This window comes from Rahnella variigena, assembly GCF_003610915.1.
Lineage (GTDB): Bacteria > Pseudomonadota > Gammaproteobacteria > Enterobacterales > Enterobacteriaceae > Rahnella > Rahnella variigena.
Genome location: NZ_NSDJ01000001.1, coordinates 4,148,045 through 4,170,793 on the forward strand (window position 1 = coordinate 4,148,045; position 22,749 = coordinate 4,170,793).

Sequence of the window (22,749 nt, forward strand, 5' to 3'; positions counted from 1 at the left end):
GAATAGTCACGGTGATCAACCGCCATGAGCTTAAGGATTGTTCCGGATGTGATCTGAATAGCTGGAAATGCTTGTGAAAGCGCATACACTAAAATCGTTTTTTTATGACATTGTTAACCTTCTGTTCACTCCTGAATTTATTATAAGGACTCACATGGTGTATCAAGCCAGTCCAACCCGTTACGAAAATATGGAATACCGTCGCTGCGGCCAGAGCGGTTTAAAACTGCCTGTCGTTTCACTCGGCCTGTGGCACAACTTCGGCGATAACGCCCATTTTGAGAATGGCCGGAAACTGATCCGCCATGCTTTCGACCACGGGATCACTCATTTTGACCTCGCCAATAACTACGGCCCGCCTCCGGGATCTGCGGAACAGCATTTTGGCCGCATCCTGCAGGAAGATTTACTGCCTTATCGCGATGAGCTGATCATCTCTTCCAAAGCCGGTTACACCATGTGGGACGGCCCTTACGGTGACTGGGGTTCGAAAAAATATCTGGTCGCCAGTCTGAACCAGAGCCTGAAACGCATGGGTCTGGAGTACGTGGATATCTTCTATCATCACCGCCCGGATCCGGATACGCCGCTGGAAGAAACCATGGCAGCGCTGGATTTGATCGTGCGTCAGGGCAAAGCGCTGTATGTCGGTTTATCGAATTATCCGGCTGAGCGCGCCAAAAAAGCCTTCGACATCCTGAAAGATCTCGGCACGCCGTGCCTGATTCATCAGCCGAAATATTCCATGTTTGAGCGCTGGGTAGAAGCGGATCTGCTGGATACGCTGGCGGATAATGGTGTGGGTTCAATCGCCTTCTCGCCACTGGCGGGCGGCGTACTGACAGACCGATATCTGGCAGGCATTCCGCAAGATTCACGAGCCGCCAGCGACAGTAAATTCCTGACCACCGATCAGCTGACCGAAGAAAAGCTGGAGAAAGTGCGTAAGCTTAATGAGATTGCGCAGGCGCGCGGTCAGAAACTTTCGCAGATGGCACTGGCGTGGGTTCTGCGCGGCGACCGCGTGACCTCCGTGCTGATTGGTGCCAGTAAAACCAGCCAGATTGATGATGCGGTGGGCATGATCGCCAACCGTCAGTTCAGCGCAGAAGAGCTGGCATCAATCGAAGGCATTCTGGTGTAAACGCTTACCCGAATGAGCAAAAAAAGCGCCTTTATGGAGAGTGTGTAAGCTTTGCGTTAAGGCGCGTAAATCATTCAAAACAGGATTGTAAGCAATAGAACCCGTGCCCGCTTCACCTTATAACTATCAGCATAAATTATAAGGAATCTGGGGCCGCTCATGTTAAAGCCAGTATTATTCGCCACATTGTTCTTTGCCCTGCTCCCTGCGGCGGTACCCACCGTGCAGGCCAGCAGCTTCAGCCTGAATACGCCAGGCCTTTCTATCAATATCGGTGACCGTGATAACCGGGGTTATTACTGGGACGGCTATGACTGGCGTAATCCTGGCTGGTGGAATAGCTATCGCGGTCATCATTATGGTTACCGTGGGCCGCGTGGTCATTACTGGGATGGTTACCGCTGGCGCGATCAGGGCTGGTGGGATCAGCGCCATCCGCCGCGTCGCCCGATGCCACCGCCGCATTATTATCATGGCGACCATGGGCGTCCGCATAATGACCACGGGCGCGGTCACGGTCACGGACATGACAAAGGACGCGGCCACGACGATCACCGTGGCGGGCATGGCGATCACCGTCATTAATCAAATGAATGACAGAAAAGAAAACGGGACAGCGCAAACTGTCCCGTTTTTTATTGCCTGACGTTTTCAGGACTCTATTTCAGCATGCCAATCAGCAGATAAAGGTTGAGGCTGACGACTATCAGCACAATCAGCCGCCCCGCCCACTGCACTGTTTTGGTGTTGACCATATCGCCCATCAGGCTGCGGTTACCGGTAAAGGCCAGCAGCGGCAACAGCGCCAGCGCAATCCCGAAGCTCAGCAATACCTGACTCATCACCAGAATACGTGTGGCGTCTAATCCCATCAAAATTACAATAAATGACGGCATCATGGTGACCGTACGGCGCACCCACAGCGGAATGTAGAATTTCACAAAGCCCTGCATCACCACCTGTCCGGCCAGTGTGCCCACTACGGTCGACGATAAACCGGCAGCCACCAGGCTCAGACCAAAAGTGGTCGCAGCGGCGTGACCGAGCAAGGGTTGCAGGGTCAGATAGGCTTCATCGAGTTCACTGATCCCGCTGTGTCCGCTGAAATGGAACGCGGCAGCAGCGGTTGCCATCATCGCCAGATTCACGAAACCGGCAATGGTCATCGCAATACCGACGTCCAGCTTGGTGGCGGAATAACGCTGCGCTTTAGATGCCTCACCGCCCCGCTGGGTCAGCGAAGAGTGCAGATAAATGACGTGCGGCATGATGGTCGCACCGAGCACACCGGCAGCCAGATAGACGGAATCCGCCGTCGGCAGAGAGGGGATCAGCATCCCTTTGCCGAGCGCCATCATGCTTGGCTGCGAGAAGAACAATTCGACAATATAAGCCGCTGCGACAAACAGCAGTAAACCGGCGATCACCAGTTCCAGCGGCTTTTGCCCACGCTTTTGCAGCCCGAGGATAATAAAGGTGGCAATCCCGGTCAGCACTGCGCCTTGTAACAGCGAGACGCCGAGAAGCAATTTGAAGCCGATCGCCGCGCCAATGAATTCAGCTAGATCGGTGGCCATGGCGATGATTTCCGCCTGTACCCAGTAAGCCCAGACAGCCGGGCGCGGGAAGCGGTCGCGGATATGTTCAGCGAGGTTTTTACTGGTCGCAATACCGAGTTTGGCAGACAACAGCTGGATCAACATCGCCATGACGTTGGCCCAGACCACCACCCATAGCAACTGATAGCCATAAGAGGCACCGGCCTGAATGTTAGTCGCAAAGTTGCCCGGATCGATATAGCCGATGGCGGCAATAAAGGCTGGCCCCATCAGTGAAAGCTTCATCTTTCTGGACGCGCGGCCTGAGGATTCGGCCCGGCTGTTCAGCATAGTTAGTTAACCCTTACAATTATTACGCTTACATCAATCATATCTAATTGATAATGATTATCAAGTGCATTTAGAATGATCTGAGTAATTACTCTGATAGGCAGTAGCAGTAAGCGAGAGGGTGATAACTGAAAGGTGAATCGCTCACCCGACTTCAGAAAGCCAGACGCAGCGCACTTTCCTAAAACAGACATTTACAGGCCAGATTCAGAACGCATTACGGCACATGATAAAACTAGCACAGGAAAGCTAATTGTGCTTAGTTTTATTAACATCTTGATTTTTTGTGTGATAGGCCGCGATTTGTTGCAATTCGTGTTTGTAATTTCTATATTTGCAATCGACTTCACGTTTTAAATGTACGCGTTACATAAAATGTCCGTCGAAATATAGCCTGCCTCTAATTTGGAGCACCCATGTCCCGAATATTGCACTTTGTATTAGCGTTGGCCGTTGTCGCTGCACTCGCTTTACTGGTGAGCCGTGACCGGAAGAATATCCGTTTACGTTTCATTGTTCAGCTTTTGGTCATCGAAGTCTTATTAGCCTATTTCTTCCTGAACTCTTCAATAGGTTTAGGTTTTGTGAAAGGCTTCTCAGACTTGTTTGAGAAATTATTAGGATTCGCTGCGGAAGGGACCGGCTTCGTATTTGGAGGCATGAGCGATAAAGGATTAGCGTTCTTCTTCTTGAAAGTCTTGTGTCCGATCGTGTTTATCTCTGCACTGATCGGTATTTTACAGCACATTCGCGTACTGCCTTTCGTCATCCGTATTATCGGTACGGTTCTGTCGAAAATTAATGGCATGGGAAAACTGGAATCTTTCAACGCCATCAGCTCCCTGATTTTGGGTCAGTCAGAAAACTTTATCGCGTATAAAGATATTCTGAGCAAAATGTCTGAAAAACGTATGTACACCATGGCAGCCACAGCCATGTCGACGGTTTCTATGTCGATTGTGGGTGCGTACATGACCATGCTGGAACCGCGCTTTGTTGTTGCTGCGCTGGTGCTCAACATGTTCAGTACTTTCATCGTACTGTCGTTGATCAACCCTTATAAAGTTGATTCAGAAGAAGACCTGCAAATCGGTAACACGCACCAGGGTCAGAGTTTCTTTGAAATGCTGGGTGAATACATCCTGGCCGGTTTCAAAGTGGCTATCATCGTTGCAGCCATGTTGATTGGTTTCATCGCATTGATTTCCTGCCTGAATGCGTTGTTCGACGTCGTATTCGGCATCAGCTTCCAGGGCGTGCTGGGTTATGTCTTCTATCCATTCGCATGGATGATGGGCGTACCGAGCCACGAAGCCTTGCAGGTAGGCAGCATCATGGCAACCAAACTGGTTTCCAATGAATTCGTTGCGATGTTGGATCTGCAGAAAGTTGCGACCGAACTGTCACCACGCGGCGTGGGCATCTTGTCCGTGTTCCTGGTGTCTTTCGCAAACTTCTCTTCTATCGGTATCGTTGCCGGCGCGATCAAAGGCCTGAACGAGCACCAGGGCAACGTGGTTTCACGCTTCGGCCTGAAACTGCTGTACGGCTCAACGCTGGTCAGCGTGTTATCTGCTTCTATCGCGGGTCTGGTACTGGCGTAAGCAAGCAAACGACTGAAAGACAAAGAAACCCGCTCCGGCGGGTTTTTTTATGGCGGTAATTCAGGGATAAACGGAACGTGAGGAAATCACCGGATCGCAGAAAGCAAAAAACCCGCCGAAGCGGGTTTCTTTAATATTTGGTGGAGATAAGCGGGATCGAACCGCTGACCTCTTGCATGCCATGCAAGCGCTCTCCCAGCTGAGCTATACCCCCACACGAGGTAGTCCACATTTTACTTCTTTTGTTTCCCCTGGTAGGGAAACAGCCAACTTGCTCTGGAAAGGAAGTTGGTGGAGATAAGCGGGATCGAACCGCTGACCTCTTGCATGCCATGCAAGCGCTCTCCCAGCTGAGCTATACCCCCAATTCATGCCCGTAAAAACGGGTGAACGGGGCGCATAATATGAAACGTCGCTACCCCTGTCAACGGCTAAATCCGTTTCTGAATTCAAGCGCTGAAAAAGCCGCCAAATGCCCCATTTCGCGGGGAAAAATACGCTGACCTGACGCAAATTTTTAGCCGGATGCATTGTTTTACAATTTGGCCGCCAGCCGGCGTTTTTCCTAGCTTTCTGATCTCGCTACGCATTTTCTTAACATCTATGTCTGAATGATTAATGGAATGTTAGCAGACTATGAAAATCGTCTTGTTTTGAGATAAATCTCAGAATAGACTGCTCGCGCAATAATCATAACTCACTACATTCGAGCACTCCCATGTCCTTGTATTCACCTAAAGAAATCGCATCCATCGCTGTCACGGCGGGCGTTAATAAAAGCCATGCTTCCGTGTTGAATTTGTTAATTTTGGGCTTCCTGGCTGGCGCATTCATCGCCACCGGATTCCTGCTGGATCTGCACGTAATAGGGACGTTACCTGCATCCTGGGGTTCATTCAGTAACTTGCTGGGCGCGGCAGTCTTCCCGGTGGGCATCATACTGACGGTATTAGCAGGGGGAGAACTGCTGACCGGTAACATGATGACCTTGCCTATCGCCTGGTTCGCGCGTCAGATCAGTCTTTACGCCGTTCTGCGTAACTGGTTCTGGGTGACACTCGCTAACCTGCTGGGCAGCCTGGCAGTGGCCTATTTCTTCGGCCACGTTCTGGGTCTGACGGAAGGCGCCTTCCTGAGCAAAACCGTGGCCACTGCCACCGCGAAAGTGAATGCTGATTTCATGCACGCGTTCATTTCCGGTATCGGCTGTAACTGGCTGGTGTGTCTGGCAATCTGGCTGGCCTTCGCCAGTAAAGAAGTCGGCGGCAAAGTGATCGGTATGTGGTTCCCGGTCATGGCGTTCGTGGCGATCGGCTTCCAGCACGTGGTGGCGAATATGTTCATCGTTCCAGCCGCTATTTTTGCTGGTGCGCTGAACTGGTCTCAGTATTTCCCGAACTTCGTGGCCGTATTCCTCGGTAACGCTGTCGGTGGCGCGGGTTTCGTCGGGCTGATGTACTTCCTCGCCTACCGCCCTACCGCTCAGGCTCCTGCAACTGAACAACGTTAATTAAGACGTTTTCACGCGAGCGTTTCGCAGAAAGCAAAAAAGCCAGCCGGTTTCCCGAGCTGGCTTTTTTATCGCTTTTTAACAGCGATTACTGAGCTTGTGTTTCGCGCTCAGCAATAAAGGCTAACGCCATATCGATACGCGCCAGCACACGGCTCTGGCCAATAGCGTGGACGGTCACGTCAACACCCGGAGACTGACCTGCGCCTGTTACCGCAACACGCAGTGGCATGCCGACTTTACCCATCCCGACTTCCAGTTCATCCGCCGTGCCCTGAATAGCGTGGTGAATGTTCTCAGCAGTCCAGTCAGTGATCGCAGCCAGTTTGGCGCGAACGACTTCCAGCGGCTGACGCGCAACCGGACGTAAGTGTTTCTTCGCCGCATCGGCATCAAACTCTGCAAAGTCTTCGTAGAAGTAACGGCAGGATTCTGCCATCTCTTTCAGCGTTTTGCAGCGCTCGCCCAGCAGGGTCACGATTTCGAACAGTTGCGGGCCGTTACGGGTTTCGATACCGGCCTGCTCCACATGCCACAGCAAATGGGTCGCCACGTAATGCGGATCCATCGTATTGATGTAGTGATGGTTCAGCCATTGCAGTTTTTCAGTGTTAAACGCACTGGCAGATTTGCTGACGTTCTCCAGTGAGAACAGCGCTTTCATTTCGTCGCGGCTGAATATTTCCTGATCGCCATGAGACCAGCCCAGACGCACCAGATAGTTCAGCAGCGCTTCCGGCAGATAGCCGTCGTCGCGGTATTGCATTACACCGACCGCGCCGTGGCGTTTAGACAGTTTTTTACCGTCGTCGCCCAGAATCATGGAAACGTGCGCGTAAACCGGTACCGGTGCGCCCAGCGCTTTCAGGATGTTGATCTGACGCGGGGTATTGTTGATATGGTCTTCGCCACGGATAACGTGAGTGATTTCCATATCCCAGTCATCAACCACAACGCAGAAGTTATAGGTCGGGGAACCGTCGGTACGGCGGATGATCAGATCATCGAGCTCGTCATTGCTGAATTCGATCGGGCCGCGGATCTGGTCATCAAAGATGACAGAACCTTCCTGCGGGTTACGAAAACGCACCACGCACGGCTCATCGGCAGCGTGATGTTCGTGGCTGTCGCGGCAACGACCGTCATAACGAGGCTTCTCGTTATTGGCCATTTGTTCTTCACGCAGCGCTTCCAGACGTTCTTTAGAGCAATAGCATTTATACGCGGTGCCGTTTTCCAGCATCTCATCAATAACTGCATTGTAGCGGTCAAAACGTTTGGTCTGGAAATACGGGCCTTCATCCCAGTCCAGATTCAGCCAGTTCATGCCATCCATAATCGCGTCGATTGCTTCCTGAGTGGAACGCTCGAGATCGGTATCTTCGATACGCAGCACAAACTCGCCGCCCAGGTTGCGGGCAAAGAGCCAGGAATAAAGCGCGGTACGGGCGCCACCGACGTGCAGATAGCCGGTCGGGCTTGGGGCAAAACGGGTTTTGATTTTCATCTGGGTGCAACCTTAATAACGCAACGCCGAAAAACGTCGCTATCAATTAACAAAAAGTGGCTGACATTCTACCACTCTGCCCTGATTCCTCAACGCACAACCACGGGCAGTCGTGTGGTTTAAGGCCATGAATGCGTAAAGAATCGACTACGCGGGCGAGAAACGCGCCATGTTGTCTAAAAATAAGCCGAACGATCATTTTTGTTTTTAAAAAGCGTTGACGTAATTTCAAGTATCCCTATAATGCGACTCCATCACGACGGGGGCGATTAGCTCAGTTGGTAGAGCATCTCCTTTACACGGAGGGGGTCGGCGGTTCGAGCCCGTCATCGCCCACCACTCTTTAAGAGTGCCGCGTTGTGATAAGTAGGAAGAATTGAGAAATGGGCGATTAGCTCAGTTGGTAGAGCATCTCCTTTACACGGAGGGGGTCGGCGGTTCGAGCCCGTCATCGCCCACCATTTCTCAGCAAGTTTCTTCTTACATGGGGAAGTACCCAGAAGTGGGCGATTAGCTCAGTTGGTAGAGCATCTCCTTTACACGGAGGGGGTCGGCGGTTCGAGCCCGTCATCGCCCACCACTTCTGCGGGCCGTTAGCTCAGTTGGTAGAGCAGTTGACTTTTAATCAATTGGTCGCTGGTTCGAATCCAGCACGGCCCACCAATTCAGAGAAAAGCGCCTTTAGGCGCTTTTTTCGCATCTGTACTCCGGAGAAAATCCGTGATGGAGGCGAACCAGCTGCTGGTTCTATTTTTCCCCTCCCCCCTACTCCAGCTTAAACATCGGCACGACTTTATTGTGCAGCGCCGGGTTATCGCTTTCATCCTTCAGATTCACTCCCGACAATTTCCGCTGGAAAGATTGTTCGAGCAGCCACGCCAGCTTAAAAGCCGCCTGCGGATAGTTCAGCCCTTCCGGACGCACATTCGAAATACAATTTCGTTCTGATTCCAGCCTTTTGGTGTGCGGCCCCCAGGTCATGTAAATCCCTAAACTGTCGGGAGATGACAATCCCGGACGCTCGCCGATCAAAATCGCCACCGCTCTGGCTTTCATCGCCTGCGCAATATCATCGCCCAGCGCAACCCGCGACTGATGCGCCAGCACTACCGGCCCGATTTTCAGCTCCAGCGTGCGCAGATAAGGCAATAACGCCGCAATCAGCGGCACAGCCTGCCGGTGTACCGCTTTCGATGACAAACCGTCGGCGATGACCAGCACCACGTCAGCAGGCTCCGGCGTCAGCCGTTGTAATGCCTGACGGCTTTGTTCAGATAATTTGCGTCCGAGATCAGGACGGCACAAATAGGTCGCCCTGTCAGGCGCTGCGCTGGCCACAGTCAGGGTATCCAGCCCGAGCGCGAATAATTCAGGCTCAAGCGACTGACTGTCGAATGGCTGATGCACTGCGTCACGCGCCTGCGCATGGGCTAAACCAAAGCGCAGCAGCTCGTCCGTCGGCAGACTCGAACCGGTGCGCCCCAGCGCAATACGTGCGGCGGTAAACTGACGCAGCGTTTCCCACGGGTTGTTATGCACCAGAGGCGACAGCTCCTGCCCTTTTTCTTTATTCATCAGTACAGACCTCAGCTCAGTTGCGGCAACTGACGCAGTAACGGATGGGACGCCCGGGTGTCCTGCAATGCGCCCTGCGGATCGATTATTTTCATTTTCTCCAGCCAGACGGCAAATTCCGGCGCATGTTTCAGCCCGAGTAATTCACGGATGTACAACGCATCGTGGAAAGACGTGCTCTGATAATTGAGCATGATGTCATCCGCACCCGGTACGCCAATCAGGAACGTCAGTCCGGCGGTGCCGAGCAGCGTCAGCAAAGTGTCCATATCATCCTGATCCGCTTCAGCATGGTTGGTGTAACACACATCGCAGCCCAGCGGCACGCCGAGTAATTTGCCGCAGAAATGATCTTCCAGCCCGGCACGAATGATTTGTTTACCGTCATACAGATATTCCGGGCCGATAAAACCGACCACGGTATTGATCAGCAGCGGCGAAAAATGCCGTGCGATGGCATACGCGCGCGCCTCACAGGTTTGCTGATCGACCCCGAAATACGCATTGGCGGATAAACAACTGCCCTGCCCGGTTTCGAAATACATTACGTTATCGCCCAGCGTGCCGCGTTTCAGGCTGAGAGCCGCCTGTTGTGCTTCCGCCAGCAGCGCCAGATTGATACCAAAACCGCTGTTCGCCGCTTCGGTTCCTGCAATCGACTGAAACACCAGATCGACCGGCGCGCCACGTTCCACCAGTTTGATGGTGTTGGTGACATGCGTCAGCACGCAGGATTGCGTGGGAATTTCAAAACGCGTGATGATGTCATCCAGCATGTAATTCAGATTTTCCAGCAGCGGCAGACTGTCGCTGGCGGGATTAATGCCGATCACCGCATCGCCGGAACCGTACAGCAAACCGTCGAGCATACTGGCGGCAATGCCCTGCAAATTATCCGTCGGATGATTCGGTTGCAGGCGCACGCTCATGTGCCCCGGCAACCCGATGGTATTGCGAAATTTGGTGATCACCCGGCATTTCTTCGCCACCAGGATCAGATCCTGATTGCGCATCAGTTTGCTGACCGCAGCGGCCATTTCCGGCGTGATGCCACGGGCGACAGCCGCCAGCACATGACTGTCGGTTTTCTCACTCAACAGCCAGTCACGAAAATCCCCGACGGTCAGATGTGAAATCGCGGCAAACGCCGCGACATCGTGGGTATCAACAATCAGCCGCGTGACCTCATCGTCTTCATAGGGCACCAGCAACTGTTGCAGGAACGTTTTGAGCGGCACGTCGGCCAGCGCCATTTTCGCCGCCATGCGTTCTTCTGCACTGGAGGCAGCCACTTCAGCCAGATAGTCTCCCGAGCGCGCGGGCGAGGCCTTTGCCATCAGTTCGCGTAAATCCTTAAACTGATAACTGCGGTGACTTAATGTCGTCTGAAACATAACACTCCTTAGCTCACCGGATTATTTACCACTTTTTCCGCGCACCGGTCGCAGGCCGCGTAGTTGCAGATCTTCTGCGGCGTCCGCCCGCGCCTGATGGGTGACGCGGAACCTGACATTGGCCAGCAACATCATGGCGGCGAAGATCAGAAACAGTAAGGTATTGTAGTAAATCATAGACATCAGGCAGACTGTTGCAAAGGCTGTACCACTTGAGAAACCCATAGCCGCCGCGGCCTGGCGCCGTATTCACGGACTGTCTGCTTCATTTTGGCGCGGGCTCCGGGAGCGGCGAACCCGAAACGGTGCGCTGAAAAAACGTCACAAAATCGCGTTACAATTCGGGCATCGCCAAAAAAGGAGTACTGCACGTGATCAACCGGGAACTGCAAATTATCACCTGGCTCAGGGAAGAACCGTTGCACCTGCGGGCGCTGATGCAGGCCAGCGAACTGGGGCTGAACGATGCCTGGCTGGCGGCAGGATTTGTCCGCAATCTGGTGTGGGACCGGCTGCACGGTTATGAAAATGCCACGCCGCTTAACGATATCGACGTGGTGTATTTCAATCCTGAGGATTGTTCGGCAGAAGCAGATGAGCGCTACGAGCAACTTCTGCAGGAAAAATCTCCAGACTTGCCCTGGTCGGTAAAAAATCAGGCACGCATGCATGAACGCCACGGACACGCGCCTTATGTTTCCAGTGCAGAGGCCATAAGTCATTGGGTTGAGGTGGAAACCGCCATCGGCGCAAGGATGAATGCCGGCGGACAAATTGAGCTTAACGCTCCGCTCGGGCTGGATACCCTGTTTACCTTCACCATCACGCCCAATCCGCGCCATGCGATTGCGAGCGTTTTTGCCGGACGCGTCAGCAGTAAAGGCTGGCTTGAACGCTGGCCGAAGCTAAAAGTGCAGGGTTTGAACGAAAGAAAATCGTTAAATCTGTAAGGAATATGAAAAGCAGGTAAAGCCTCACAGTGCGATGCCGATACCAGTTAAGCACCGGTACGTGCAAAAAATTTGATTCCCACAAAGTGAGGCTTTTATGACGACTATCAGCGCCACCAGCAGTTCGGTGAGCACGGCGTCCACCAGTGACTCCGGCAGTGCCAGCCAGATTGCTCAGCTGACTAAACAGATTGCCAAACTGACTGAGCAGGTGAAAAACCTGAGCAGCTCAGGCGGCAGCTCTGAAGACGTTCAGCAGCAGCAGGAACTTCTGCAACAGCAAATCGAGATGCTGCAACAACAGATTGCTCAAATCGAACAGCAGCAGGCTCAGAAGGCACTTCAGCAGCAGCAACAACAGCAAGCCGCGGCCGAAGCGAAAAAAGAAGAAGGTGTGAATAAACCTTCGGACACCAACGCCATCGACATTTACGTCTAATAACATACGTGTCATCGCAGTTAATGCATGAAACAGCCGGCAAGACGTCAGGATCCAAACACGCCCTGCTGGCTGCGTTTTTCACTCAGCAATACCGCCTGCTCTTTGACTACCTGCCAGATAGCCTGCGCCGCGGGCGATAAAGACCGGTTTTTACGTTTCACCAGCATCAGTACGCGGTTGATTTCCGGCACCAGACTTTTAACCACCAGCTTGCTCCCTTCCGGTCCGGGCAACGCCAGCGCCGGGATAACGCTGATGCCAATCCCGGCTTCCACCATCGGGAATAACGTAGCCGGATGGCCTATTTCCTGGACAATCTCCGCCTTCACTTTCTGCGTCTTCAGTGCACCGTCGATCAGGATCCGGCTGCCTGAGGCGTAATCCTGCAGCACCAGTTTCTGACCATTCAGCGCCTGCCATTTAACCACCGGCAGCGCAGCCAGAGCATGATCTTCGCGGCACATCATCAAAAACGGTTCATGCAAAATCGGTTCGCAATCCAGATCAGTATTCTCACCGGGATCAATCACAATCCCGAAATCTACTTCCGCGTTTCTCACACTGTTAAGCACCAGTTGCTGAGCCTGGTCGCGCAGTAACACGCGGATATCGGGATATTGCAGCGCACCGCTGGCGATACATTGCGGCATCAGTTGCGCGGAAATCGTCTGGCTGGAAGCAATACGCACACGACCATTGTGCTGTGTACCGAAACTGCGGGTATCGAGCAGCATGGCGTGGAGTTCATCGAGCAGCGGTTCGACACGGTTCGCCAGCCGCAGACCGGCGTCAGTCAGCGCAACTTCACGCGTGGTTCTGTCAAGCAACCGCACGCCCATTTCGGCTTCCAGTTCTTTCATACTGTGGCTGACCGCCGACTGACTTAAACCAATGGACTCACCAGCCCGGCTGAAGCTGCCGTAGCGAGAAACCGCCACAAATACGCGAAGTTGCCTGAGCGAATAATTCATGAATTTCCTGCATTAATGGATTAAATAAATCAATTTTTTAATTGTATCGCAAAGGCACAGAATAGCCGCATTCAGAAACAACTATTCGAGACTTGTTATGCGCTTCTTACCCGATCGCTTTACCCTGACACTTATCGCCGTCGTCCTGCTGGCCACCTTCTTTCCGGCCAGCGGCATGTTTGTGGCGTTCTTCAATAACCTGACGATTTTCGCCATCGGCCTGCTGTTTTTCATGCACGGCGCCAAACTTTCGCGTGAAGCGATTTTTCAGGGCAGTAATAACTGGCGGCTGCATTTGTGGGTGATGTTCAGCACCTTCATTCTGTTCCCGATCCTTGGCCTGCTGTTCCAGTGGTGGCATCCGGTAGATGTCAGCCCACAGATTTACAGCGGCTTTGTCTATCTGTGTATTCTGCCTGCCACCGTGCAGTCGGCGATTGCATTTACCTCACTGGCGGGCGGTAATGTGGCGGCCGCGGTGTGCAGCGCGTCGGCGTCAAGCCTGCTGGGAATATTTGTGTCGCCGCTGCTGGTCAGTTTGCTGATGCATGTGCAGGGCGAAACCGGCAATGGTCTGGCGCAGGTCGGGCATATCGTGTTGCAACTGCTGGTGCCGTTTATCGCCGGACATTTGTTGCGTCCGCTGATCGGCGGCTTTGTAGAGCGTCACCGTAAGATGATCGGCAAAACTGACCAGACGTCGATTCTGCTGGTGGTCTATTCCGCTTTCAGCGAAGCGGTCACACAGGGGATCTGGCATCAGGTAGGCCTCGGTTCACTGCTGTTTATCGTGGTGTTCAGTCTGGTGCTGCTGGCCTTTATTCTGGTGATCAACACCTACATGGCGCGCTGGATGGGCTTTAGCAAACCGGACGAAATCACCATTGTGTTCTGCGGTTCGAAGAAAAGTCTGGCGAACGGTATCCCGATGGCGAACATTCTGTTCCCGGTCAGCGCGATTGGCATGATGGTGCTGCCGCTGATGATTTTCCATCAGGTGCAGCTGATGACCTGTGCGGTTCTGGCAAAGCGTTACCAGAAAAAACAGCGGGAAGCGGCGATGAAACAAAAGCCTGTGACTGAATAAGCTGGCTGGATAGCAAGCAGAAAAAAGGCGCTGAGTTCAGCGCCTTTGTTTTGGAGAAGTGACTCGTTCTGAACAGCGTTTATTCGTCGGTACCGCTCAGTCCGGGGCCATTACGGCGCAGCGGATTAATCAGGCTTTGCAGCCCTTCCGTTTTAATCGCCAGCGTCAGCTGCATCAGTTCACCCAGTTTTCCCTGCGGAAATTCGTTTTTACGGGCGAACCACAGCAAATATTCTTCCGGCAAGTCGATCAGCACCCGTCCGGCATATTTACCGAACGGCATCACCACATTGGCAATCTGGATCAGATCTTCTTTTTCCATCTTTTATTCACCCAGCAGGCGGATCATCTCCGCTTCGTCGATCACGTCGATCCCCAGTTCCTGCGCTTTCGCCAGTTTGGAACCCGCTGCTTCACCGGCGATCACCAGATCGGTTTTCTTCGACACGCTGCCGGATACTTTCGCGCCCAGCGCAGTCAGACGATCTTTGGCTTCATCGCGGGAAAGGATCGACAGTGATCCGGTTAATACCACGGTTTTACCGGCAAACGGACTGTCGATTTCTTCCGGTACAATGACCTGCACTTCAGGCCAGTGAATGTTGATTTCCGGGCTTAACAGCTCGTCAATCACCTGCTGGTTATGTTCTTCCGACAGGAAATTCACCACGTGTTTGGCGACCACTTCACCAACGTCCTGGACGGTTTTCAGTGATTCGATATCCGCCGCTCTCAGCGCTTCCACTGAACCGTAATGCGCGGCCAGATTGGCCGCCGTGGCCTCGCCCACTTCACGAATACCCAGAGCGTACAGGAATCGCGCCAGCGTGGTTTCTTTGGCTTTCTCCAGCGCATTCACCACGTTTTGCGCCGATTTCGGCCCCATGCGATCCAGACCAGTGAGTTTACCTGCCGTTAGACGGAACAGGTCAGCCGGCGTTTTGACATATTCTTTCTCGACCAGCTGGTCGATGATTTTATCGCCCATGCCGTCAACGTCCAGCGCGCGGCGGGAGACAAAATGCTTCAGCGCCTCTTTGCGCTGTGCACCGCATATCAGGCCAGCGGTGCAACGCGCCACGGCTTCGCCTTCGACACGTTCAACATCAGAATGACAGACCGGGCACTGGGTCGGGAATACCACTTCGCGGGCATTTTCCGGACGTTCATCCAGCACCACCCCGACTACCTGCGGGATAACATCACCGGCACGGCGCACTATCACGGTATCGCCGATACGCAGGCCAAGACGCTCGATTTCATCAGCGTTATGCAGCGTGGCATTGCTGACCATCACGCCCGCCACCAGAACCGGCTCCAGACGTGCCACCGGCGTGATCGCACCAGTGCGCCCTACCTGAAACTCGACGTCTTTCACCAGCGTAATTTGTTCCTGCGCCGGGAATTTGAAGGCTGTTGCCCAGCGCGGCGCACGCGCCACAAAGCCCAGCGTTTCCTGAATATCCAGCGAGTCAATTTTCACTACCACGCCGTCGATATCAAAGCCCAGTGACGGACGGTCGGCTTCGACCTGACGATAGAACGCCAGCACGTCGTCGCTGCCTGTACAAACGCGTACGCGATCGCTGACCGGCAAACCCCAGGCCTTAAATTGTTGCAGACGTTCATAGTGGCTGCGAGGCAGTTCACCGCCTTCCAGCAGTCCCACGCCGTAACAGAAGAAGGTCAGCGGACGTTTGGCGGTAATACGCGGATCCAGCTGTCGCAATGAACCGGCAGCGGCATTACGCGGGTTGGCAAACACTTTGCCCCCGGTGCGGCGGGCTTCGTCGTTCATCGCCTCAAAGCCCGGTTGCGGCATAAACACTTCGCCACGCACTTCGAGACGTGCAGGAATATTGTCGCCATGCAGACGCAGAGGAATGGCGCGAATGGTACGCACGTTAGCGGTGATGTTCTCACCGGTGGTGCCGTCGCCACGCGTGGCCGCCTGCACCAGTTCGCCATTCTCATACAGCAGGCTTACCGCCAGACCATCGAGTTTCAGCTCACAGCAGAACGTCAGCGGTTCAGTGGTTTTCAGCCTGTCCTGCACACGCTTGTAAAACGCCAGATAGCTTTCTTCATCAAATACGTTGTCCAGCGACAACATCGGCACCTGATGTTTTACCTGTTCGAAAGCAGAAAGCGGCGCTGCGCCCACGCGCTGCGTGGGAGAATCCGCAGTGATAAGCGTTGGATGCGCGGTTTCCAGTTCCCGCAATTCACGCATAAGACGGTCATATTCGGCATCAGGCACTTCCGGTGCGTCCAGAACATGATACTGATATTCATGATGGCGCAGCTGAGTGCGTAAGTGATTGATTTGTTCTTCGATAGTGGCCATGACTCACCGTGGAGATAAAAAACCCCCGGCAAGCGGGGGGTTTGGGGAAAGGGTATTTCACGAACGCCAGAATCAGGCGGTCGCTTCGAGGACCTCGCGGATCCGCGCTTTGTACGTTTCAAGCTTCTGCGGCGTAATCATACGACGCTCATCGTCAAGCACCATCGCACCGACATCATCGGCAATACGCTGGGCGGACTGCAACAGCAGTTTGAAGTTCTGATGCGCGTCGCCATAGCAAGGCACCATCATGAACAACGTCACACCTGGTGTAGAGAAGTCGGACATATTGTCAGGGTCAAAAGAACCCGGTTTGACCATATTTGCCAGACTGAACAACACCGGACCGCTGCCCGCCGGGCTAACGTGACGATGGAAAATATTCATTGCGCCAAACTGGAAGCCGGACTGAAGCACGCTGTTTAACAGGACTTCACCCCCGATAACGCCGCCCTGATGCGCTGCAACGTGCAGCACCAGCACCGTTTCTTTCAGTTTCGCTTTCTCTGCCGGGGCTTCTTCTGCCGGAGCAAAAGGCGCAGGCTGAGGTTCAGCTTTGGCAGCCGGTGCCGCGTCCGCATGAATTTCCTGCGGCGGAACCGGTGCTTGCGCTTTAGGTTCAGGCGCATATTCCTGCGGTGCAAAATCAGCAACAGGTTCGCGTCGCGGCGAAACTGCGGGTTCAGCGGCTGAATAACCACTCAGCAACGGATCATCCTGCACAGCATGATGCTGTGGCTGAGCCGGTGGCTGGGGACGAGCAACAGGTGCTGGCGCTGGCTGCACAGGTTGACCCTGCGGCTGACGTGGCGGTGCAGTCTGTTCTGGCTCATCATACTGACCAAAAGTCGGTTCATCCTGAGGATAAGCAGGACGCACGCGCACTTCCCCCACTCCATCGACGAAATCGTCAGGCGGAGATTGTTCCCGTTCTTTTTTCACACGTTTAGCTGGACGATCGCGAAACAGCGAAGAGCGTTCTTTACGGCTGGTCCACAAACCGTGTAACAACAACGCTATTATGGCGATCGCGCCAACAACGATTAATATCAGACGCAAATCCTGCATCATTGCTATCTCTGTTGTTCTAATACATTGCCACCACGGCAAACATTCACAATATTAACTCTATTTGCCCACGTAGATAAGTGCAAGTCTGGACTCTACTTTCTGCTAATAAATAGGGCAGTTGCACCTTTTTTTGCTGTTTTTTCAGCCAATCCACTGGTAGCCAGTGGAAAATCATACCGATATGATAGCCCATGTCATTCAACTCAGAGAGAAAATTTCGTTTATGACTTCATCGCAAAGCGCCAGACAAGAAAACGGCGTGCATTATTTCAAACAGGGCTGGACGCTCATTTCCTTACCAGGGATACGACGTTTTGTGATTTTACCGCTGGCGGTCAACGTATTGCTGATGGGCGGCGCGTTTTGGTGGCTGTTTACCAAACTGGGAGAATGGATCCCCGCCATGATGAGTAAGGTGCCGGCCTGGCTGAGCTGGCTGGATTATCTCATCTGGCCGGTAGCGGTACTTTCCGTGGTGCTGGTCTTCAGCTATTTCTTCAGCACTATTGCCAACTGGATCGCCGCACCGTTTAGCGGATTGCTCGCCGAACAACTCGAAGCGCGACTGACCGGTAAACCGCTGCCGGATACCGGTATCTGGGACATCATGAAAGACCTGCCGCGCATCATGAAACGCGAATGGCAGAAACTGGCCTATTACCTGCCGCGAGCCATCGTCTTATTTGCGCTTTACTTTATTCCGGTGATTGGCCAGACCGCCGCGCCGGTGCTGTGGTTCTTCTTCAGCGCCTGGATGGTGGTTATCCAGTATTGCGATTATCCGTTCGATAATCACAAAGTGAGTTTTGCGGATATGCGCCGCTCGCTCGGCAGCAACAAAATCGACAATATGCAGTTTGGCTCGCTGGTCAGCCTGTTTACGATGATCCCGGTGCTCAATCTGGTGATCCTGCCTGTCGCGGTGTGCGGTGCTACCGCTATGTGGTGCGACCGCTATCGGCATGTTTACGTTAAAAACAATGTTGACGTGAATTCCACCCGCGCATAACGTTTTTTCTTCACAGCCGCCTGCGGGCGGCTGCCTGCTATGCTTGACTTTTCGTCCTCAAACTTATTTCTTAATAACGTATCGATATACCAAATACCAAAACCTTACTTCACTGGGAAAGCGGTTCGCGTATGCTTTCTCGATTCCCACTAATTTCATAGTGTTGAAAGCTTCACACCGTGAATATTTCATACAGTTAAAGGACGGGTTATGAGCAAGATCTATGAAGACAATTCATTAACAATCGGCCATACGCCACTGGTTCGCCTGAACCGTATCGGTAATGGTCGTATTCTGGCTAAGGTCGAGTCACGTAACCCGAGCTTCAGCGTGAAATGCCGTATCGGTGCAAACATGATCTGGGACGCTGAAAAAAAAGGCATCCTGACCAAAGATATCGAACTGGTTGAACCGACCAGCGGAAACACGGGTATTGCACTGGCCTACGTCGCTGCCGCGCGCGGTTATAAACTGACGCTGACCATGCCGGAAACCATGAGCGTTGAGCGTCGTAAATTGCTGAAAGCCCTCGGCGCCAATCTGGTGCTGACCGAAGGCGCGAAAGGTATGAAAGGCGCAATTGCAAAAGCCGAAGAAATTCAGGCCAGCGATCCTTCCCGTTATCTTATCCTTCAGCAGTTCAGCAACCCGGCCAACCCGGCTATCCACGAGCAAACCACCGGTCCGGAAATCTGGGAAGACACCGATGGCGCAGTCGATGTGCTGATTGCAGGCGTGGGTACGGGCGGTACCATCACCGGTACGGGTCGTTATCTGAAAAGCAAAAAAAGCAGCGTGAAGCTGGTGGCCGTTGAGCCAACGGATTCGCCGGTGATTACTCAGACGCTGAATGGCGAAGAAGTGAAACCGGGCCCGCACAAAATTCAGGGCATCGGTGCTGGTTTCATTCCGGGCAACCTGGATCTGGAACTGCTGGATCGCGTCACGCTGATCACTAACGATGAATCCATTCAGATGGCACGTCGTCTGATGGAAGAAGAAGGCATTCTGGCGGGGATTTCTTCCGGTGCTGCGGTTGAAGCTGCGGTAAAATTATCCAAAGAACCTGAGTTTGCGGATAAAACCATCGTGGTTATCCTGCCATCTTCCGGCGAACGCTATCTGAGTACCGCATTGTTTGCAGATTTGTTTACTGAAAAAGAATTGCAACAATAATGCCACATCCCTAAAAGCGGATAAAAAAGCACCTTTCGGGGTGCTTTTTTGTGGGCTACATCAAAGTTTACACCACTCTGTCATTGATTTTACCCGCCAGGTTTAGTATTTAACCGGTCAATTATTTCGATGCGCGAAATTAATCGCCTCCATGAACCCGCCCGCTGAATCGATTTACCGATTTGTTACAAGAGGGAAAATCACGGCATAATGGAGAAATAACAGAAAAGCCTAGATCTAGGGCAAAGAGTTTTATCGCTGAGTGCGTTATTTTCTCTTTTCTGTTGCATCTGAACCTGCCCCTGAACCATAGTCAGGCGCTAATCTCTACAGGCTAAAGTGCAGCGCATAAGCTAAACTTTAGCTCCACAACATTACTTTAATAAGTTGGGGAAACAACAATGTTCCAGCAAGAAGTTACAATTACCGCTCCTAATGGTCTGCACACTCGCCCTGCTGCACAGTTCGTGAAAGAAGCTAAAGGTTTCGCTTCTGACATCACCGTGACTTCAAATGGCAAAAGCGCCAGTGCGAAAAGCCTGTTTAAACTGCAAACTCTGGGCCTGACCCAAGGTACCGTTGTGACCCTCTCAGCTGAAGGTGAAGACGAGCAGAAAGCCGTTGAACACTTGGTAAAACTGATGGCAGAGCTCGAGTAACACTCAGCCGCTCTTATATCGTTTAAACCAGTCAAGAGAAAGGTAGGGTTATGATTTCAGGCATTTTAGTATCTCCCGGTATCGCTTTCGGCAAAGCACTTCTGTTGAAAGAAGATGAAATTGTCATCAACCGGAAAAAAATCTCTCCTGATCAGGTTGATCAGGAAGTTGAACGTTTCCTCGCTGGCCGTGCGAAAGCCTCAGCTCAGCTGGAAGTGATCAAGACCAAAGCCGGTGAGACCTTCGGTGAAGAGAAAGAAGCCATCTTCGAAGGCCACATCATGTTGTTGGAAGACGAAGAGCTTGAACAGGAAATCATAGCCCTTATCAAAGACGAGCATGCTTCTGCTGACGCTGCTGCTTTCTCTGTCATTGAAGGTCAGGCGAAAGCCCTGGAAGAGCTTGATGATGAATACCTGAAAGAACGTGCGGCTGACGTGCGTGATATCGGTAAACGTCTTCTGCGCAACATTCTCGACATGACCATCGTTGATCTGAGCTCCATCCAGGACGAAGTTATCCTGGTTGCGACCGATCTGACGCCGTCAGAAACGGCTCAGCTGAACCTGAACAAGGTTCTGGGTTTCATTACTGATTTGGGTGGCCGTACTTCTCACACCTCAATCATGGCGCGTTCCCTGGAATTACCTGCAATCGTGGGTACCAGCGACGTGACCAAACAAGTCAAAAATGATGACTACCTGATCCTCGACGCTGTGAACAATAAAATCTATGTCAACCCGACAGCAGACGTAATTGACGAGCTGAAAGCCGTTCAGAACCAGTACATCTCAGAAAAAGACGAACTGACTAAACTGAAAGATTTGCCGGCTATCACGCTGGATGGTCATCAGGTTGAAGTTTGTGCCAACATCGGTACCGTGCGCGACGTCGCCGGTGCAGAGCGCAATGGCGCTGAAGGTGTCGGCCTGTATCGTACAGAATTCCTGTTCATGGACCGTGACAGCCTGCCTACCGAAGAAGAGCAATTCCAGGCATATAAAGCCGTTGCTGAAGCGATGGGCTCACAGGCAGTTATCGTCCGTACCATGGACATCGGCGGTGATAAAGACCTGCCGTACATGAACCTGCCAAAAGAAGAAAACCCGTTCCTGGGCTGGCGTGCAATCCGTATCTGTCTGGACCGTAAAGAAATTCTTCACGACCAGCTGAAAGGTATTCTGCGTGCTTCTGCGTTCGGTAAACTGCGCATCATGTTCCCGATGATCATTTCTGTTGAAGAAGTGCGTGAACTGAAAGCAGAACTGGAAATGCTGAAAGCTCAGCTGCGTGAAAAAGGCCAGGCATTCGATGAAACTATCGAAGTAGGCGTGATGGTTGAAACCCCGGCTGCTGCAGTGATTGCTCATCACCTGGCAAAAGAAGTCGATTTCTTCAGTATTGGTACAAACGATCTTACCCAGTATACTTTGGCTGTGGATCGCGGTAACGAACTGATTTCTCATCTGTACAACCCAATGTCTCCGTCAGTGCTTGGTTTAATTAAGCAAGTTATTGACGCATCTCATGCTGCCGGTAAATGGACAGGGATGTGCGGCGAGCTAGCCGGTGACGAACGTGCTACACTTCTTCTATTGGGCATGGGGTTAGATGAGTTCAGCATGAGCGCTATCTCTATCCCACGCATCAAGAAAATTATTCGCAATACAAACTTCGAAGATGTGAAAGCGCTGGCAGATCAGGCCCTGGCCCAACCTACGGCGCAAGAGTTGATGAACCTGGTAAACAAGTTCATTGAAGAAAAAACACTCTGCTAATTGCGCGATGCTGGTAAAGCTGCCCAAATTAATGCTTAGGAGAAGATCATGGGTTTGTTCGATAAACTGAAATCATTGGTTTCTGATGATAAAAAAGACGTTGGCACTATTGAAATCGTAGCGCCGATCTCTGGTGAGATTGTCAACATTGAAGACGTACCTGACGTTGTTTTCGCTGAGAAAATCGTAGGTGACGGTATTGCTATCAAACCATCTGGCAACAAAATGGTTGCTCCGGTTGATGGCACTATCGGTAAAATCTTCGAAACTAACCATGCTTTCTCAATCGAATCCGACAGTGGCATTGAGCTGTTCGTACACTTCGGTATCGACACCGTTGAACTGAAAGGCGAAGGCTTCAAACGCATCGCTGAAGAAGGCCAACGTGTTAAGAAAGGCGATTTGGTTATCGAGTTTGATCTGCCTCTGCTGGAAGAGAAAGCGAAGTCTACCCTGACTCCGGTTGTTATCTCTAACATGGACGAGATCAAAGAGCTGATTAAACTGACAGGTAGCGTGACTGTGGGCGAAACCCCAATCATCCGCATCAAGAAGTAATTCGCTCAGCGAGTTGTAAAGCAAGAAGTTAAAAACGGCGCCTAATCAGCGCCGTTTTTTATTGCCTGTAAAAACAGC

General features: G+C 52.4%; 20 protein-coding genes, 6 tRNA genes and 1 pseudogene. 16 read left to right on the top strand and 11 right to left on the bottom strand.

Going from position 1 to position 22,749, the window contains the following annotated elements:
- Window positions 1-154 precede the first annotated feature (154 nt).
- Together mgrA and CKQ54_RS19040 are read left to right on the top strand one after the other, a co-directional pair.
- Window positions 155-1,144, top strand: a complete 990-nt coding sequence (gene mgrA, locus CKQ54_RS19035) for an L-glyceraldehyde 3-phosphate reductase (protein ID WP_113876960.1) — start codon at window positions 155-157, stop codon at window positions 1,142-1,144.
- A gap of 159 nt (window positions 1,145-1,303) precedes the next feature.
- The gene (locus CKQ54_RS19040; protein WP_113876959.1) at window positions 1,304-1,729 is read left to right on the top strand and encodes a DUF2502 domain-containing protein; all 426 of its coding nucleotides are present in this window, start codon (window positions 1,304-1,306) and stop codon (window positions 1,727-1,729) included.
- 74 nt (window positions 1,730-1,803) lie between these two features.
- On the opposite strand, the gene CKQ54_RS19045 is transcribed toward CKQ54_RS19040, so the two are convergent.
- The gene (locus tag CKQ54_RS19045) at window positions 1,804-3,033 is read right to left on the bottom strand and encodes an Nramp family divalent metal transporter (RefSeq protein ID WP_120161626.1); all 1,230 of its coding nucleotides are present in this window, start codon (window positions 3,031-3,033) and stop codon (window positions 1,804-1,806) included.
- A 416-nt stretch (window positions 3,034-3,449) separates the two neighbouring features.
- Here CKQ54_RS19045 and CKQ54_RS19050 point away from each other — a divergent pair, with 416 nt between their 5' ends.
- Window positions 3,450-4,637 (top strand): NupC/NupG family nucleoside CNT transporter, encoded by a 1,188-nt coding sequence (locus CKQ54_RS19050; RefSeq protein WP_112290733.1) that lies wholly within the window; start codon window positions 3,450-3,452, stop codon window positions 4,635-4,637.
- Window positions 4,638-4,775: 138 nt separating this feature from the next.
- Here the strand turns inward: CKQ54_RS19050 and CKQ54_RS19055 are convergent.
- Both CKQ54_RS19055 and CKQ54_RS19060 read right to left on the bottom strand, forming a co-directional pair.
- A tRNA-Ala gene (locus CKQ54_RS19055) sits at window positions 4,776-4,851 on the bottom strand.
- A gap of 75 nt (window positions 4,852-4,926) precedes the next feature.
- Window positions 4,927-5,002, bottom strand: a tRNA-Ala gene (locus tag CKQ54_RS19060).
- A gap of 353 nt (window positions 5,003-5,355) precedes the next feature.
- Here CKQ54_RS19060 and CKQ54_RS19070 point away from each other — a divergent pair.
- Entirely contained in the window at window positions 5,356-6,147 is a 792-nt protein-coding gene (locus CKQ54_RS19070) for a formate/nitrite transporter family protein (RefSeq protein WP_120161622.1), read from the top strand.
- Between the two features lie 88 nt (window positions 6,148-6,235).
- Here CKQ54_RS19070 and gltX read toward each other — a convergent pair whose 3' ends face one another.
- Window positions 6,236-7,654, bottom strand: a complete 1,419-nt coding sequence (gene gltX / locus CKQ54_RS19075; RefSeq protein WP_120161621.1) for a glutamate--tRNA ligase — start codon at window positions 7,652-7,654, stop codon at window positions 6,236-6,238.
- Between the two features lie 263 nt (window positions 7,655-7,917).
- Between gltX and CKQ54_RS19080 the strand changes: the two genes are divergently transcribed.
- The 4 genes from CKQ54_RS19080 to CKQ54_RS19095 all read left to right on the top strand — a co-directional run bounded on the left by CKQ54_RS19080 (window position 7,918) and on the right by CKQ54_RS19095 (window position 8,317).
- Window positions 7,918-7,993: transfer RNA gene (locus tag CKQ54_RS19080), tRNA-Val, on the top strand.
- Window positions 7,994-8,039: 46 nt separating this feature from the next.
- Window positions 8,040-8,115: transfer RNA gene (locus CKQ54_RS19085), tRNA-Val, on the top strand.
- A 43-nt stretch (window positions 8,116-8,158) separates the two neighbouring features.
- Window positions 8,159-8,234 (top strand) — tRNA-Val (locus tag CKQ54_RS19090).
- Between the two features lie 7 nt (window positions 8,235-8,241).
- A tRNA-Lys gene (locus tag CKQ54_RS19095) sits at window positions 8,242-8,317 on the top strand.
- A gap of 102 nt (window positions 8,318-8,419) precedes the next feature.
- Here CKQ54_RS19095 and eutC read toward each other — a convergent pair.
- The 3 genes from eutC to CKQ54_RS19110 are packed head-to-tail and all read right to left on the bottom strand — an operon-like array spanning window position 8,420 to window position 10,848.
- Window positions 8,420-9,229 (bottom strand): ethanolamine ammonia-lyase subunit EutC, encoded by an 810-nt coding sequence (eutC, locus tag CKQ54_RS19100; RefSeq protein WP_113876025.1) that lies wholly within the window; start codon window positions 9,227-9,229, stop codon window positions 8,420-8,422.
- Between the two features lie 11 nt (window positions 9,230-9,240).
- The gene (locus tag CKQ54_RS19105) at window positions 9,241-10,623 is read right to left on the bottom strand and encodes an ethanolamine ammonia-lyase subunit EutB (protein WP_120161619.1); all 1,383 of its coding nucleotides are present in this window, start codon (window positions 10,621-10,623) and stop codon (window positions 9,241-9,243) included.
- A 21-nt stretch (window positions 10,624-10,644) separates the two neighbouring features.
- Window positions 10,645-10,848 carry a hypothetical protein gene (locus tag CKQ54_RS19110; protein WP_244220228.1) on the bottom strand — a complete coding sequence of 68 codons (204 nt, stop codon included), beginning with the start codon at window positions 10,846-10,848 and terminating at the stop codon, window positions 10,645-10,647.
- 149 nt (window positions 10,849-10,997) lie between these two features.
- Here CKQ54_RS19110 and CKQ54_RS19115 point away from each other — a divergent pair, with 149 nt between their 5' ends.
- Together CKQ54_RS19115 and CKQ54_RS19120 are read left to right on the top strand one after the other, a co-directional pair.
- Window positions 10,998-11,573, top strand: a complete 576-nt coding sequence (locus CKQ54_RS19115; protein WP_113876246.1) for a nucleotidyltransferase family protein — start codon at window positions 10,998-11,000, stop codon at window positions 11,571-11,573.
- A 97-nt stretch (window positions 11,574-11,670) separates the two neighbouring features.
- Entirely contained in the window at window positions 11,671-12,012 is a 342-nt protein-coding gene (locus tag CKQ54_RS19120) for a FlxA-like family protein (RefSeq protein ID WP_112290722.1), read from the top strand.
- Window positions 12,013-12,059: 47 nt separating this feature from the next.
- On the opposite strand, the gene CKQ54_RS19125 is transcribed toward CKQ54_RS19120, so the two are convergent.
- On the bottom strand, window positions 12,060-12,986 hold the full coding sequence (locus tag CKQ54_RS19125) for a LysR family transcriptional regulator (RefSeq protein ID WP_120161617.1): 927 nt from the start codon (window positions 12,984-12,986) through the stop codon (window positions 12,060-12,062).
- Window positions 12,987-13,083: 97 nt separating this feature from the next.
- Between CKQ54_RS19125 and CKQ54_RS19130 the strand changes: the two genes are divergently transcribed.
- The gene (locus CKQ54_RS19130; protein ID WP_120161615.1) at window positions 13,084-14,073 is read left to right on the top strand and encodes a bile acid:sodium symporter family protein; all 990 of its coding nucleotides are present in this window, start codon (window positions 13,084-13,086) and stop codon (window positions 14,071-14,073) included.
- A 79-nt stretch (window positions 14,074-14,152) separates the two neighbouring features.
- Here the strand turns inward: CKQ54_RS19130 and CKQ54_RS19135 are convergent, their stop codons facing one another.
- From CKQ54_RS19135 to zipA, 3 genes are all read right to left on the bottom strand, one after another.
- A complete protein-coding gene (locus tag CKQ54_RS19135; protein WP_120161613.1) occupies window positions 14,153-14,395 on the bottom strand; it encodes a DUF3820 family protein in 243 nt (80 codons plus the stop codon).
- Window positions 14,396-14,398: 3 nt separating this feature from the next.
- On the bottom strand, window positions 14,399-16,420 hold the full coding sequence (gene ligA, locus CKQ54_RS19140) for an NAD-dependent DNA ligase LigA (RefSeq protein ID WP_113876021.1): 2,022 nt from the start codon (window positions 16,418-16,420) through the stop codon (window positions 14,399-14,401).
- Between the two features lie 72 nt (window positions 16,421-16,492).
- Complete coding sequence (gene zipA / locus CKQ54_RS19145) at window positions 16,493-17,491, bottom strand: cell division protein ZipA (RefSeq protein ID WP_113876020.1); 999 nt, start codon at window positions 17,489-17,491, stop codon at window positions 16,493-16,495.
- 223 nt (window positions 17,492-17,714) lie between these two features.
- Here zipA and cysZ point away from each other — a divergent pair, with 223 nt between their 5' ends.
- The 5 genes and pseudogenes from cysZ (at window position 17,715) to crr (ending at window position 22,671) form a co-directional block, all read left to right on the top strand.
- A complete protein-coding gene (cysZ, locus tag CKQ54_RS19150; protein ID WP_120161611.1) occupies window positions 17,715-18,500 on the top strand; it encodes a sulfate transporter CysZ in 786 nt (261 codons plus the stop codon).
- A 210-nt stretch (window positions 18,501-18,710) separates the two neighbouring features.
- The gene (cysK, locus tag CKQ54_RS19155; RefSeq protein ID WP_112290710.1) at window positions 18,711-19,676 is read left to right on the top strand and encodes a cysteine synthase A; all 966 of its coding nucleotides are present in this window, start codon (window positions 18,711-18,713) and stop codon (window positions 19,674-19,676) included.
- A 401-nt stretch (window positions 19,677-20,077) separates the two neighbouring features.
- Window positions 20,078-20,335 carry a phosphocarrier protein Hpr gene (gene ptsH, locus CKQ54_RS19165; protein WP_013574433.1) on the top strand — a complete coding sequence of 86 codons (258 nt, stop codon included), beginning with the start codon at window positions 20,078-20,080 and terminating at the stop codon, window positions 20,333-20,335.
- A 50-nt stretch (window positions 20,336-20,385) separates the two neighbouring features.
- A pseudogene (ptsI, locus tag CKQ54_RS19170) lies at window positions 20,386-22,183 on the top strand (phosphoenolpyruvate-protein phosphotransferase PtsI).
- Window positions 22,162-22,671 (top strand): PTS glucose transporter subunit IIA, encoded by a 510-nt coding sequence (gene crr / locus CKQ54_RS19175; RefSeq protein WP_112290707.1) that lies wholly within the window; start codon window positions 22,162-22,164, stop codon window positions 22,669-22,671. Before ptsI ends, crr begins: the two are co-directional and overlap by 22 nt.
- The last annotated feature ends 78 nt before the right edge of the window (window positions 22,672-22,749 follow it).

What these genes read in the sequence shown, in the direction of transcription:
- mgrA (WP_113876960.1), top strand. Translation starts at nt 155, where the DNA reads ATGGTGTATCAAGCCAGTCCAACCCGTTACGAAAATATGGAATACCGT.
- CKQ54_RS19040 (WP_113876959.1), top strand. Translation starts at nt 1,304, where the DNA reads ATGTTAAAGCCAGTATTATTCGCCACATTGTTCTTTGCCCTGCTCCCT.
- CKQ54_RS19045 (WP_120161626.1), bottom strand. Translation starts at nt 3,033, where the DNA reads ATGCTGAACAGCCGGGCCGAATCCTCAGGCCGCGCGTCCAGAAAGATG.
- CKQ54_RS19050 (WP_112290733.1), top strand. Translation starts at nt 3,450, where the DNA reads ATGTCCCGAATATTGCACTTTGTATTAGCGTTGGCCGTTGTCGCTGCA.
- CKQ54_RS19070 (WP_120161622.1), top strand. Translation starts at nt 5,356, where the DNA reads ATGTCCTTGTATTCACCTAAAGAAATCGCATCCATCGCTGTCACGGCG.
- gltX (WP_120161621.1), bottom strand. Translation starts at nt 7,654, where the DNA reads ATGAAAATCAAAACCCGTTTTGCCCCAAGCCCGACCGGCTATCTGCAC.
- eutC (WP_113876025.1), bottom strand. Translation starts at nt 9,229, where the DNA reads ATGAATAAAGAAAAAGGGCAGGAGCTGTCGCCTCTGGTGCATAACAAC.
- CKQ54_RS19105 (WP_120161619.1), bottom strand. Translation starts at nt 10,623, where the DNA reads ATGTTTCAGACGACATTAAGTCACCGCAGTTATCAGTTTAAGGATTTA.
- CKQ54_RS19110 (WP_244220228.1), bottom strand. Translation starts at nt 10,848, where the DNA reads ATGGGTTTCTCAAGTGGTACAGCCTTTGCAACAGTCTGCCTGATGTCT.
- CKQ54_RS19120 (WP_112290722.1), top strand. Translation starts at nt 11,671, where the DNA reads ATGACGACTATCAGCGCCACCAGCAGTTCGGTGAGCACGGCGTCCACC.
- CKQ54_RS19125 (WP_120161617.1), bottom strand. Translation starts at nt 12,986, where the DNA reads ATGAATTATTCGCTCAGGCAACTTCGCGTATTTGTGGCGGTTTCTCGC.
- CKQ54_RS19130 (WP_120161615.1), top strand. Translation starts at nt 13,084, where the DNA reads ATGCGCTTCTTACCCGATCGCTTTACCCTGACACTTATCGCCGTCGTC.
- CKQ54_RS19135 (WP_120161613.1), bottom strand. Translation starts at nt 14,395, where the DNA reads ATGGAAAAAGAAGATCTGATCCAGATTGCCAATGTGGTGATGCCGTTC.
- ligA (WP_113876021.1), bottom strand. Translation starts at nt 16,420, where the DNA reads ATGGCCACTATCGAAGAACAAATCAATCACTTACGCACTCAGCTGCGC.
- zipA (WP_113876020.1), bottom strand. Translation starts at nt 17,491, where the DNA reads ATGATGCAGGATTTGCGTCTGATATTAATCGTTGTTGGCGCGATCGCC.
- cysZ (WP_120161611.1), top strand. Translation starts at nt 17,715, where the DNA reads ATGACTTCATCGCAAAGCGCCAGACAAGAAAACGGCGTGCATTATTTC.
- cysK (WP_112290710.1), top strand. Translation starts at nt 18,711, where the DNA reads ATGAGCAAGATCTATGAAGACAATTCATTAACAATCGGCCATACGCCA.
- ptsH (WP_013574433.1), top strand. Translation starts at nt 20,078, where the DNA reads ATGTTCCAGCAAGAAGTTACAATTACCGCTCCTAATGGTCTGCACACT.
- crr (WP_112290707.1), top strand. Translation starts at nt 22,162, where the DNA reads ATGGGTTTGTTCGATAAACTGAAATCATTGGTTTCTGATGATAAAAAA.